Below are 12,553 nucleotides of genomic sequence, written 5' to 3' on the forward strand. Positions count from 1 at the left end.
AGCCCGGCTTTGTGTTTTTCAGTCAGGAGTGGATGTGCTGGCAACTGACAAACTCGGGAAGCTGGGTATGAGCATAGCCGGCTGTAAAGAGCGCGACCGCATGGTGCTGGAGGCTTGCGCACGCCATCGCATACCTGTCACGGTCAGTATGGGCGGGGGCTACTCCAAACAGATCGCGCACATTGTAGAGGCGCACGCCAATACCTTCCGGCTGGCGCAGCAGCTCTTTTTCTAAACCTAAGGCCTGGACTTCAGCTTATCGTCTTCGCTCTTACCTTTTGCACCAGGCAGTATCAGCTTGAGCACGATATAAATGATCGGGGCCAGTACAAGCACCAGAATCACAAACAGTACAGCCTTAAGCACCTTCACAAAAATAGAGATGATCAGGCTGAGATAATGATGGACACCACGAAGAGGATCCAGAAGTTAAGCGTGCTTTTGTTCATGTCAAAAGGGTTAAGTGAGCGATTCAGCTATACCTGTTGCGGGCGTGCCGCAGCACCAGGTAAATAGCCGGTTGCAGCGTAGCGATTAATGCCAGTGCCAGCCACACATTTGTGACAAACTCGCGGGACCAGGCGAAGTAGAACGCCGCGGCAGCCACAAGTACCGAGAGCAGGTAAGGCATGTTGATCCGTCGCATTATAAGGGAGTTGGTTTGTATACCTTGTTAAGATACTAATTGTTAAGCTTTTTTCAAAAGAAGCTGCCACCGAAAAGCCCACATCCAGCGCAGGCTATACCTGTCTATACCTGCCTGCTGCACTAATTGCTGCAGTTCCTCTCTCCGGAATGCCCGCCAGACTGAAAGCGGTGCGTCATTTTTAACCAGGTAGGAATCTGAGAAAAACCGGGTGAGCAATTTAATAGAATGATAGGCCAGCCAGTGACGGTGCAGGTCGTTGACGATAACGGCTATACCTGCCTGCCGGTGCAGCTGCCGGAACATGTGCACCAGCTGATCATCGGTGAAGTGATGGCAGAACAGGCTGCAAACCACAATGTCGTATTGCTGATGCTGAAAACGCTCTGAAAATACATCGTGCTGCTCCAGTTCTATTTCGGGGAAGCCGCCGCAGCGCTGGCGGGCATACTGCACCATAAAGTCATTGGCGTCTATACCTGTGAGCTGCAGCGGAATGTTTTTGCGGCGGGCCCACTTGGCAATGTGACGCAGCGTGTCGCCACCGCCGCAGCCGATATCGGCCAATCGAAGGGGCGGACCTTTGTGTCCGTCCAGCAGCTGCTCCAGCGCGTCGAGTACCACCTTGTAGCCACCCAGCCAGGTGTTGATCACTTCCAGCTCCTCCAGGTTGCGCCGCAACTCGTCACCCGACAAGTTGAGGTCGTCCATCAGTTCGGCTTGGTTAGACCTTTGCTTCAGCATAGTGCACCTTCAATAGCATCGATTCCAATGTGAGGCCGGGGCCAAAGGCAAAGCTCAGCACCGGTTCATCTTTTTCCTGTGTGGTCAGGCTGGCCATCAGCTCCTTCAGCACAAACAGTACCGTGGCCGACGACATGTTGCCGAACTCGTGCAGCACCCGGTAGGCGAAGCGGTTGTCGTCGCGTGTCAGGCCGAGTTCCTGCTCTATCACCTCGAGTATGCGGCGCCCGCCAGGGTGTATGGCAAACAGCTTGATCTCCGAAACGGTAGTGCGGAGGCCTTGCAGCAAACGTTCTGTGAGTTGTTTGATGCCGTTTTTGATCAGATCCGGAACATACGAGGAGAGGGTCATCTCAAAACCTGTGTCGCCGATGTGCCATGCCATTTCGCGTTTGCCGGCAGGCGCCAGGTCACAGTGGAAAGACTGCAGCTCCAAGCTTACCTCCCGACAAGGCTGCCCCTGCATGAGCACTGCCGCTGCGCCATCGCCAAAGAGCGCGTTCGACACCAGATGGTCCTGCTCCTGATTTTTCTGAAAGTGGATGGTGCAGATCTCGGTGCACACTAGCATCACCCTGGCACTTGGGTCAGCCTTGCAGATGGCGTCGGCCAGCTTAATAGCATTGAATGCTGCATAGCAGCCCATGAAATTAACAGCCGTGCGCTGCACACAGGAGTTCAGTTCGAGTCGCTCCACAAGCTCAATATCGAGACCGGGGGCATACATGCCCGTGCAGCTCACGGTGATCAGGTGGGTAAGGCTCTGCAGGGTAGTATCGCTGACCTGGGCCAGGCAATTGCGAACCGCCTGCTCTGACAGGTCGAGGGCGTGCTTGCGGTATACCTCCATGCGCTGCTGCACCGTGGGGAAGGGCTCGAGGTCATGCGTGTTGGGGAAGAAGGTATAGTCGCCGTTTTGTCGGGTGAAGTCTTCGAGCACGCTGTAACGCTGGCTTATGCCTGATACGCGGTAGAGGGCTTTGAGCTTGCGGCTTCCTTGCTCATCGAGCTGGTGAGCCGCTGCCATAAAATCGGCCACCTGCATCTGAGGGATTTTGTGTGGCGGGTTAGCCGTGCCGATACCGCATATATAGCTTTTCATAAGCTGGTGTGTGCTAAGAATTTGTTTCAAGGCAATTGGAATGCTATGGGCTTGCCCGTCTGTCATAGGTATAGCGGCAACAGGCAAGTAAACACTATGTTTGTGCTTCTTCCTAAAAAGACGCAGCCACAGGTTTGGATAAGTACGAAAGCGACCGTTTTAAGATGTATAGGTTTAGAAAGGCTGACCGTGGGTTTGGCGCATGATCAGGCGCACCGCTGCGGGCAGGTAACGCAGTGTGCCTACCGCCAGCTCCGAGAGCAGCGGGTTGCCAAACAACCGCTGCACGGCACGCCCAACCTGCAAGCGTTGTTCAAACTGCTTTTTCCAAGCCAGGGTATATCCCCTCTCCAGTGACTCCCGATTGTGGCCGTTTTCAAAATAGCGCACCACCTGCTCTGACGCCAGTTTGCCTGCGTGTATGGCCATGGCCATGCCGTTGCCGCAAAGTGGCGTGATCATACCGGCCGCATCACCGCACATCAGCATGTGGTGCTCCACACAGGTTTTAGTGGCGAAGGATATCTCATTGATAACTTCGGGGTGTTCATATAGAAACTCAGCCTCTGCAAAAATGCGGCGAAGGTGCGGGTTCTGCTGCAGTATGGCCTGCTCCATGGCAGGTATAGAACCGTGGCGGCGCAGGTTCTCGCGGGTAGTCAGGTAGCAGAAGCAGTAGCGGCCGTCCTCAATGGCGGAAATGCCGGCATAGCCGTCTTTGAAATTGTGAAGCGCGATCAGGTCGGTGGGCATGTCGAAGCGCAGGTGGTACTTCACGCCGATGTAAGGGGAGCGCCTGGTAAAGTAGGAGCGGTTGAGCTGGCGGTCGAGGGCACTACGTTTGCCGTAAGCGCCAAGTACGATTTCTGCACGAAGGGTGTCGCCGTCCGAGAGTTTTAGTGCAAATCGGTTATCCGTGAACTGCACGTCCTGCACCGCCGTCTGCAGCCTTACCTGCACTCCTTTGGCCAATGCCACCTGGTACAGGAAGTGATCCAGGGTATAGCGGCTTATGCCAAACCCGCCCAGGTCGAGTGGCGACTCCAGCGTAGCCCCTTTGGGAGAGGTGAGCATAAAGCGGGAAATAGAAGCCGGTTGTAGCGTTGCCGGATCAGCTCCGATACTGCGCAAATAGGGAAGTACTTCGTTTGAGACATACTCTCCGCACACCTTATGCAAGGGGTAGGACTTTTTTTCGATGAGCGTCACAGAAAGCCCTCGCCCGGCTAGTGCAATTGCACTGGTTAACCCGGCAAGGCCCCCTCCGATAACCACTATCTGCATAATTGACAAGCTTTATGTTTTAAGTCCAAAAAAACTTTCGGCTATTTAGTGAAAGCATTCGTTCTGGTGCGTAAAATGCAAGAACAAATTATCACTCCAGACGTTAACAATATGGAACAACTTTTGTATATACTAAGAAGGACAAGATCTTAATTTTCAATATGAAGCAAATTATACTTACTCTCTTTTTCTGTATGGCAGTTTTACTGGCACAGGCCCAGGTACGGGAGCCGGCTCCGGGACAAACTGAAACAAAGAATAAGAGCTTAGAGCAACAGGAAAAAGAGGTTGCCATATACCCTAACCCCAACAACGGGGTTTTTACGATTTCGTTTGCCCAGCTAGATGCCCGGCAGGTGGAGTTGCGTATTCTGAATGTGATCGGCAATGAGGTGTATCAGGAAGTGATCAGCCGTCCGGACATTCAGACAACCAAAACCGTAGACCTGACCCGGCTTGCCAAAGGGCTGTACTATGTGAAGATAGAAGCTGAAGGCTACAGTTCTGTCAGAAGGGTTGTAGTTAAATAAGAAAACATGCATTTACAACGAAGGCCGCCCTGCAAGCAGGGCGGCCTTCGTTGTTTTAGGCTTAAAGGGTTTATTCCGGCAGGATGGCCTTGGATACAAAGCCGGTATAAGCGGTAGTGTCGCGGTGCACTCGCGCTTTTACAAACATGGCATCGGAAGTGTCGAGCACCTGGATGAGCTGTGTGGTGTCAAAGTGCAGCAGGCTGTTTGCCTGAAAGCTGGCTGTTTTGTAGACCTCTCCACCAATCAGAGGTCTGGTGGCGTATAGCACGTCTGCAGGGAGCCCTCCGGTCTCGCTGGCTACGGTAGCTTCAGAGTCGTCCGCTTCCATACTCCGCTGTTCGCTGTTGCAGGCCGTAATGCTGACAAAGATAGCCAGCATGCAGGCAGTTAAAGTTGTTTTCATGGTGTTAGAGAGTGGCTTCAGCTCTAATATAGGGAATAAAATATGAAATCGGAAATATAGTGTCGTTGCAAAGTAGCTCAGACTCTTCCTATTAAGTGGAGCCAGTAGGGGTTAGTTCCCCAAATACACTGAAAAATAACTCTTGCATTGGTGGCCCTGTCAGGAATCGAACCTGAATCTAGAGTTTAGGAAACTCCTATTCTATCCATTGAACTACAGGGCCAGGTAATCCGGAATAAGCTTCCGGGCAGCCTGCACAAATTTAGCTTAATTCCGGTTATTTACAAGTTGGACTGCTCCTGCGGGGATTGCTGCTGTGGGGTCGGTTCCACGATAGGTGCATCATACAGGGCGATGGAGATGCCAAAGGCGATTACCGTAAGTACCAATCCCACCATAAAGATGGAGTAGGAGATGCGCAGGATCTTGTACTTGCGGCTCAGTACTTCGCCCAGGTAGTAAATGTCGGTGATCATGTTGGTGTAAAGCGACTTTTTGTCGCGCATGATCTCGTGCATGCCATTCTGGAAATCCTCCAGCGGAATATTAGTGAAGTTACCGAAGAAAAGCAGGTTCACCTTTTTGCTATTGATCTTTTTTCGGTTGAAAGAGAAACTCGTCACTTCGGGCTGCGCTGAGATGATGGCGAAGATGACAGAGCCAAGTGTGGTGAGCAGCAGCATGCCGACGGGTATAAGCAGCGAGCGGTGCTGGGCAAACTCAGCTCCTGTAATGGAGGTCTTGGTACTGAGGTACGTGATGATTACCGACATGATAATGGCGTTAAGGCTGATCATCATGTTGGCCTTGTTATCGGCAATGGCGCTCAGGTTGAGGTGAGTACGATAGGTGTTGCGAAACATAGTCTCGATACCGCGCTTCGGCTGGGCGAGTGTTTCGCGTTGCTCTTTCTCTTCCTTTTTTTTCTTTTTCGACTCTTTGTGCAGCTGGTTACGCTGCTCCTGTATGTTCAGGCCAAGCTGCGCGGCGTATTTATGCTGGGCTTTGGCGGTATAGAAGGTTGTGGAAAGCAGAAATTCCATCTGAAACTGCGCCCACTCCTGATCTGAGAAAAACTTCTCTTTAAAGATCTCCCACTCCACGCGCAGCAGCTCGGCTGTGGCAAAAAATGTTTCTTTGCCAATGTTGGCCATATCTGCATCAATAATAATCTCCTGCAGCAGTGTTTCAGGCTTGGTGCCGTGCCTGGTGGCCATGATGCAATCGGTTACGCGGGTAATGCGCTCAGGCGGGTAGTTGTTTTCCTGCAGCCACGAGGTGGCGAAGCGCACGCTCTCTTCTTCATGTCCGTCGTAAGCGGTTACATAGCCGGTATCATGAAACCAGGCTGCCAGTTCCAGGTCCTGCAGCTCTTCCGGGCTCAGATCGTATAGCTCTCCCAACTGGCGTGCTTCGTTGGCAGTCTCGAAGGTGTGTTTATAATTGTGATAAACAAGCTTTTTAGACAGTTGTTCCTTAAAAAGCCTGAAAACGTACTCACTGGCTTGTTTGACGATATCTTGTTCTTCCATAACGGTGTTTGCCGCCATTGTCAGGTAGCTCTGCAGTAGATGCACAGTTGTGAGCGGCGGTTGAAGGTGGTGCTAGTATTCTTTTGCCGTTACGGTGAATAGCGCTTTTTGTTGAAAAGAGCAATCCCGACGCTCAAAACGCTCTATATAGTGAAGCAATAACTTAATGCCGCCGCCATACGTTATCTATTTCAGCCCGGACGCAACCGTGGCGCACTTTCGGGCTCTGATACCAACCATGCATTACCAAACCCAAGCACCGCTTTCAGTCCTCTCCGTACGGCAGCAAACCCATCGTCAGTCGTTGTGTTTATACCGTCACACTTGCTTTTGCTAGACAGGACATCCCGTACACACAGAACCTTATGAAAAACCGTCTTCACCTTATTTCTGTTATCCTGCGTCCCCTGGCCGTGGGCTTCTTCTTGATACTCCTACAGGCCTGTGCCACCAAAAAACCTTACTACAGCCGTGACGTGCTCAACTGGGAACAGAACGAGCCCAAGCCCGACAACAAAGTAAACTACACCGTGTTCCTGATCGGTGACGTGGGCGCTCCTGACTTAAAGGAACAGGAGCCTTCGCTGAAGCTCATGCAAAAGCAGATGAACGAAGTGGGGGCACAGAGCGCGACCATCTTTTTGGGTGACAATGTGTACCACAATGGCCTGCCTGAGCCGGGCCGTTACGACCGGGAGGTATCGGAGCAGCGCCTCAATGCGCAGCTTGATGTGCTGCGTGGCTATAAAGGAGAGAAGTACATGATCCCGGGCAACCACGACTGGAACCACAGCGGCCGCGGAGGTATAGAGTATGTGGTGCGCCAGCAAAACTACGTGAACGAGTACCTCACCGAAGAAGGCATAGTGGTAGGAGGCGATTTTTACGTGCCCGGCGATGCTTGCCCCGGCCCTTATGAGGTGAAAATAAGCGATGACGTGGTACTGATTGCGCTCGACTCTGAGTGGTGGCTGCACCCCTGGGAGCGTCCCTACGGTGCCGGCAGCAACTGCTGGGCCTCTACAGAGGCCGACTTGCTGGTGAAGCTCGAAGACATTATTGAAAAGCACCAGGGCTCTAATATCGTGGTAGTGGCGCACCACCCTTTGTTTACCCGTGGAAATCACGGCGGCTTCTTCACCCTGAAAGACCACGTTTTCCCCCTCACCATGCTACGAGACTGGATCTACCTGCCGCTGCCTGTGATCGGGTCCATCTATCCTTTTGCCCGCAAGTACGGCGGCATCCTGCAGGATATTCCGCACCCACGCTACACGGCTTATATCGAAGGGCTGCTCAACATATTTGATAAGTATGATAACATCGTGTACGCCGCAGGACACGAGCACTCGTTGCAGCACTACAAGTACAACAACCTGACGCACATCGTAAGCGGCTCAGGCTGTAAGACACAGCATGTAAAGCCGGGTGGCACGGCCATGTATACCCACGAAGTAAAAGGTTTTGCCAAACTGCTTTACTATGAAAATGGAGAAGCCTGGGTAGAGTACTGGACGCCGGTGGGCGATGGTTCAGAGGGCACCATGACTTTCCGGACGCCGCTCTATGCCAAGGAGCCCCGCCGCAAGAGAGGAGCTGTGGTCGATGAGACCAACTACGCTGACAGCACCATTGTAGTCGCTGCCAATGACGACTACATCGCCAGAGGCCTGCGTCGCACGCTGCTGGGCGAGCCACTACCGCCGCGAATGGGCCACCCCCGTGGAAGTGCCACTGTTGGATATGCGCAACGAAATGGGTGGTCTCACCCCATACCAGAAGGGTGGAGGCAAACAGACAGCCTCCCTGAAAGTGCGCAACCCGGATGCTCGGGAGTATACCCTGCGCACCGTTGACAAAGACCCGACAATGGCCTTGCCGGAGTACCTGCGCCAAACCGCCGCCAAGGCGTTGCTGCAGGACCAGGTATCGGCCCAGCACCCTTATGGTGCATTGGCTATACCTAAGCTGGCAGATGCCGCAGGCGTGTTTCACACCAATCCCAAACTGGTATACATTCCCCAGACGCCCTACCTGCGCCAGTACATGGATGAGTTCAGCAACACACTGGCCTTTCTGGAAGAAGACGCTGACGAAAACCACGAGGACGTGGAGAGCCTGGCTTTGCCGAAAACCTGGTGGGTACCGATAAGGTGCTGAAAGAGCTGCGGCAGGACAATGATAATCAGGTAAATCAGCAGGAATTCGTGCGAGCCCGCCTGTTCGACATGCTCGTCGGCGACTGGGACCGTCACGAGGGACAGTGGCGCTGGAAAGAGGAGAAGACCGACAGTGGCAAGGTATACATCCCGGTGCCCGAAGACCGTGACCAGGTGTTTTTCAAAGCAGATGGAGTAATACCCTGGCTGGCTACCCGTAAGTGGGGCGTGCGCAACGTGCAGAACTTTAGCCACGACTTCCGCGACATTGTAGGACTCAACCTGAGCGCCCTCACCATCGATCGCTCCTTTACGCCAGCCATCACGCGACAGGACTGGATTCGCATTGCCGAGGAGATAAAAGCAGGTGTGACCGATCAGGTGATAGAAGAGGCCATCAACCAATGGCCGGCAGAGGTGCGGGCGATATCAGGTAATGAGATCAAAGCCAAGCTGCGCTCCCGCCGCGACAAGCTGCCGCAGGCGGCAGAGGCCTACTACGAGCACATCTCTGAAATGGTGGATGTAGCCGGCAGCGACAAGCACGAGCACTTTGTGGTGAACCGCCTGAACGACGAGGAAACGCACCTGACGGTATACAAGATCAATAAAGAAGGCGAACTGCGTGACACTTTGTACAAACGCACCTTCTACACCTCCGAAACCAAAGAGCTGCGCCTGTACGGGCAGCGTGGCAAAGATATGTTTGAGGTGAATGGGGATGTGAACAAAGGAATAATTGTGCGCATTATCGGTGGTAACGACGAAGACGTGATCAGCGATAACTCACGCGTGGCTGGTCTTAGAAGACACACGGTGGTGTATGACACGAAGGAGGGCAACGTGTTCAACTTCGGGCCAGAAACAAAGGACCAAACCAGCATCAGTCCGGATGTGAACTTCTATGACCGTGATAATCACAAACTGCCTTACCTGGGCCCTCGTTTGTCGCTGGAATATAACGTGGATGACGGGCTGTTTATAGGGGCAGGGGTGCTGGCACGCACACATAAGTTCCGCAAATCGCCTTATGCGGCGGAACACCTGCTGGAGGGAAATTACGCCTTTTACACCAACTCCTTTAACGTGCGCTATGCCGGCGATATCCGACAGGTATTCGGCAACTGGAACATCGGGGTAAACGCCGCCATACAGGGGCCGCAGTACCAGCGCAACTTCTACGGCTACGGTAATGATACCCGACAGCAGGACGGACTGGATGACTCCTTTTACCGTGTCCGGTTTAAGCGGGTGAACGTAGGAGCGACGCTCAATAACAACTTAGCGCCATTCTTTAAAATCGGTATAGGGCCGACTTACGACCGCTTCCGGGTGGTGAACTCTGAGCAAGACACATACCTGGTGAACGAGGCAATGAATGGCCGTTTAGAACCGGGGACCTATGACTTTGAGCAGGACCGCTTTGAGTCGCAGCATTATGTAGGGCTGATGGCTTTTGCTGATCTGGACGTGCTGGGCGAGGGCAATCAGAAGAACCCGCGCATTGGGATGCGCCTGCACAACCGCCTGAGTTACAACAAGCAGACAGACGGCGAAGGACTCAGCTATACCCATGTAAGCTCTGAGTTCGCCTTTTACCTGACGCCTAACTTCCCATTCCAGCTCACCTGGGCGGGGCGTCTGGGGGCAGCGCATAATTTCGGTGACTTCCGCTTCTATCAGGCCAACACGCTGGGTGGCATGGACAACATGCGCGGCTACCGCCGTACCCGGTTTGCCGGCCGCAGTGCGATCTTTGCCAATGCCGAGGCCCGCCTGTCGCTTTTCGACTTCAACCTATACCTGACGCCGGGCCGACTGGGCGTGCTGGGCTTGTATGACGTAGGCCGAGTGTACTACGATGGTGAGCGCGACGCTGCCTTCTTCCGCAGTTTGCACACGGGCATCGGGGGAGGCGTGTGGGCCGATATCATGCAGAAGAACGTGATTGTGCTGACCTATGCCAAAGGCGACGTGGAGAGGCTGTGGACATTAAGCTTCGGCTTTTTATTCTAAAATAATCTAAAGACGTATAGCAAAAAGTGCCGTGATTCAGGCACTTTTTGCTTTTACCGCTCCTTAACAAGCCTTAAACTATGAAATTAATCCTGCCTAAATTACTCCTTATACCTTTGCTCCTGATAGGAGAACAAGCACTAGCCCAGGAAACTGAACGGGACCTGATGGATGTGCAGAAACAAACGATAGATTACGCCAGCCCGGGGGTGCGGGGTATGGGCCGAAGCCGTGGCATTGTGATCGGCTATGAGCGTCTGCCGCAATTCGATATGGAGTCGGAGTCAGATCACCCGGAGGTGGGCAATGGGCGTGCGCGGGTACGGCGGCACAATAAGTTTTTTGTGCGGGCATTGGCTCCGATCATGAACAAGCCTAATAACAAGCTGATCCTGGGTATAGACCACAAATTTGAGGAGTTCAACTTCGAGAGTGTATCACCGGCTTCCTACAGCCTTTACCGTAACCTGGAAGACAAAAACCTGAAGAGCCTGGGCTTGCAGCTGGCTTTCCTGCATTCGTTTGATGAGGTACGCTTTATGCTGGTGCGAGCAAAAGGTGAACTGAACGGGGACTATACCCGCGACAACGTAAACGTATCAGACTACCTGAAAACAACCGTGGACCTGGCCTATGGCTGGAAACGCAGCCTGATTTTGCCTGGGGTGTGGGCCTGCAGCTTGGCTATACCTTCGGGCGTCAGCGTATCTATCCGGGCATTATGTACAACCGCACCTTCAACGATCGCTGGGGCGTGGAGTCCATCTTCCCGGCTAACCTGCGGGTTCGCTACAATGTGTCCGAAAAAACACTGCTCTATACCGGCTACCGCATTGAGGGTGCCAGTTACAACCTGTACGCCGACGAACCGCCGCTCTCACAGTTCAACGACATTGAGCTGCGCCGCACCGACATTAAGGCGCTGTTGCGACTGGAGCAGGAGATCTATGACTTCCTGTGGTTTGCCGTGGAAGGCGGCTTCCGGCAGTACTACCGCCACCGTGCTTTTGATGTAGTAGGCTCTCGCGACGAGCTGATTACCAATACCCTGGCCGGAGCAGGCTACATCGGTATAGAACTCTATGCAGTGCCGCCCCGCAAGCTGCTGGAGCGTAGTCAGAACAGATAAGTAACTCAGGTCTAGGTATAGCAAAGCCCGACCCGCAGGTATAGCGAGTCGGGCTTTGTTGCTTTGGGGGGCCTACTTCTATTTGCTTGCCGACTCCATACCTGCCGGGATCAGACTGCGCAGATACTCGTAGGTAGCATACTGTGATCGGATATGGGTAGGGCTTACCTGCTCTACATAGCTGTTGTCGATATCGCGAGCCTTGGTATCATCAGCCAGCTGATAGTCTATGATCGTGCGCAATTCCTGGATCAGATCCTTCTGCAGGATCGGGAAAGCCACTTCCACCCGGCGGCTTAGGTTTCGGACCATCCAGTCAGCGGACGCCACATAGTACTCCTCTTTGCCATTGTTGTGGAAGATGTATACCCGCGCATGCTCCAGATAACGGTCCACGATGCTGCGCACCTGTATGTTCTCGCTCAGCCCCTCTACCCCCGGCACCAGGCAGCAGATGCCCCGCACCAACAGATCTATCTTCACACCGGCCTGGCTGGCGGCATACAGTTTCCTGATCATGCGCTCGTCCTGCAGGGCATTCATTTTGAGGATCATAGAAGCAGGCTTGCCTTTTCGGGCATTTTTGATTTCCCGGTTGATCATCTCCACAAAGCGGTCCCGCATGTTGATGGGCGCCATCAGCAGTTTCTTGAACTTCTTGTCATGCTGGCGATCGATGAAGAAGTTGAAGACCTGCTCCACATCCTGCGTGATCTCCTTGTGGGAGGTGAACAGCGCGTGGTCAGCATAAATCTTGGAAGTGTCTTCATTGTAATTGCCGGTGCTCAGGTAGGCGTAGTTCACCAGTTTGCCGTCCTCGTTGCGGGTGATCAGGCCCAGCTTGGTGTGTACCTTGAGATCAGGCAAGCCCAGTATCACATTAGCTCCGGCCTTTTGCAGCTTGCCTGCCCAGAAGATGTTAGACTCTTCATCAAATCGGGCCTTGAGTTCTACTACTACCGTTACCAGTTTTCCATTCTTGGCAGCTTTTACCAGCGACTTAGC

13 protein-coding genes, 1 tRNA gene and 2 pseudogenes are annotated in these 12,553 nt (G+C 53.3%); 6 read left to right on the forward strand and 10 right to left on the reverse strand.

Annotated elements, in window-relative coordinates:
* A pseudogene (locus O71_RS19635) lies at positions 1-235 on the forward strand (histone deacetylase); the annotation flags it as partial.
* A gap of 2 nt (positions 236-237) precedes the next feature.
* On the opposite strand, the gene O71_RS26740 reads toward O71_RS19635, so the two are convergent.
* From O71_RS26740 to O71_RS19650, 5 genes are all read right to left on the reverse strand, one after another.
* Positions 238-372, reverse strand: coding sequence for a hypothetical protein (locus O71_RS26740; protein ID WP_255345433.1), 135 nt, complete (start codon positions 370-372; stop codon positions 238-240).
* A gap of 100 nt (positions 373-472) precedes the next feature.
* A complete protein-coding gene (locus O71_RS24130) occupies positions 473-646 on the reverse strand; it encodes a hypothetical protein (RefSeq protein WP_155801024.1) in 174 nt (57 codons plus the stop codon).
* A gap of 42 nt (positions 647-688) precedes the next feature.
* Positions 689-1,390 (reverse strand): methyltransferase domain-containing protein, encoded by a 702-nt coding sequence (locus tag O71_RS19640; protein ID WP_007660503.1) that lies wholly within the window; start codon positions 1,388-1,390, stop codon positions 689-691.
* Positions 1,371-2,492, reverse strand: a complete 1,122-nt coding sequence (locus O71_RS19645; RefSeq protein WP_007660504.1) for a type III polyketide synthase — start codon at positions 2,490-2,492, stop codon at positions 1,371-1,373. The genes O71_RS19640 and O71_RS19645 overlap by 20 nt, the downstream gene beginning before the upstream one ends.
* 174 nt (positions 2,493-2,666) lie before the next feature.
* Complete coding sequence (locus O71_RS19650) at positions 2,667-3,776, reverse strand: NAD(P)/FAD-dependent oxidoreductase (RefSeq protein ID WP_007660505.1); 1,110 nt, start codon at positions 3,774-3,776, stop codon at positions 2,667-2,669.
* 194 nt (positions 3,777-3,970) lie between these two features.
* On the opposite strand from O71_RS19650, the gene O71_RS19655 reads away from it, so the two are divergent.
* Entirely contained in the window at positions 3,971-4,306 is a 336-nt protein-coding gene (locus tag O71_RS19655; RefSeq protein ID WP_007660506.1) for a T9SS type A sorting domain-containing protein, read from the forward strand.
* A gap of 70 nt (positions 4,307-4,376) precedes the next feature.
* On the opposite strand, the gene O71_RS19660 is transcribed toward O71_RS19655, so the two are convergent.
* From O71_RS19660 to O71_RS19670, 3 genes are all read right to left on the reverse strand, one after another.
* Positions 4,377-4,712, reverse strand: coding sequence for a hypothetical protein (locus O71_RS19660; RefSeq protein ID WP_007660507.1), 336 nt, complete (start codon positions 4,710-4,712; stop codon positions 4,377-4,379).
* Positions 4,713-4,860: 148 nt separating this feature from the next.
* Positions 4,861-4,935: transfer RNA gene (locus O71_RS19665), tRNA-Arg, on the reverse strand.
* Between the two features lie 58 nt (positions 4,936-4,993).
* Complete coding sequence (locus tag O71_RS19670) at positions 4,994-6,289, reverse strand: Pycsar system effector family protein (protein ID WP_007660508.1); 1,296 nt, start codon at positions 6,287-6,289, stop codon at positions 4,994-4,996.
* Positions 6,290-6,609: 320 nt separating this feature from the next.
* Here O71_RS19670 and O71_RS22200 point away from each other — a divergent pair, with 320 nt between their 5' ends.
* The 3 genes from O71_RS22200 to O71_RS22210 are packed head-to-tail and all read left to right on the forward strand — an operon-like array spanning position 6,610 to position 10,419.
* Entirely contained in the window at positions 6,610-8,100 is a 1,491-nt protein-coding gene (locus tag O71_RS22200; protein WP_007660509.1) for a metallophosphoesterase, read from the forward strand.
* A complete protein-coding gene (locus tag O71_RS22205; RefSeq protein WP_155801025.1) occupies positions 8,057-8,404 on the forward strand; it encodes a hypothetical protein in 348 nt (115 codons plus the stop codon). Before O71_RS22200 ends, O71_RS22205 begins: the two co-directional genes overlap by 44 nt.
* The gene (locus O71_RS22210; protein ID WP_155801026.1) at positions 8,383-10,419 is read left to right on the forward strand and encodes a hypothetical protein; all 2,037 of its coding nucleotides are present in this window, start codon (positions 8,383-8,385) and stop codon (positions 10,417-10,419) included. Before O71_RS22205 ends, O71_RS22210 begins: the two co-directional genes overlap by 22 nt.
* A gap of 140 nt (positions 10,420-10,559) precedes the next feature.
* Here O71_RS22210 and O71_RS26745 read toward each other — a convergent pair whose 3' ends face one another.
* Positions 10,560-10,685, reverse strand: a complete 126-nt coding sequence (locus O71_RS26745; RefSeq protein WP_255345434.1) for a hypothetical protein — start codon at positions 10,683-10,685, stop codon at positions 10,560-10,562.
* A 371-nt stretch (positions 10,686-11,056) separates the two neighbouring features.
* Between O71_RS26745 and O71_RS19680 the strand changes: the two genes are divergently transcribed.
* Positions 11,057-11,548 (forward strand): DUF6268 family outer membrane beta-barrel protein, encoded by a 492-nt coding sequence (locus O71_RS19680; RefSeq protein ID WP_255345435.1) that lies wholly within the window; start codon positions 11,057-11,059, stop codon positions 11,546-11,548.
* A gap of 78 nt (positions 11,549-11,626) precedes the next feature.
* Here O71_RS19680 and O71_RS19685 read toward each other — a convergent pair.
* Positions 11,627-12,553 (reverse strand): annotated as a pseudogene (locus O71_RS19685) (polyphosphate kinase 1); the annotation flags it as partial.

Origin of the sequence: Pontibacter sp. BAB1700, assembly GCF_000277005.1 — a bacterium.
Lineage (GTDB): Bacteria > Bacteroidota > Bacteroidia > Cytophagales > Hymenobacteraceae > Pontibacter > Pontibacter lucknowensis.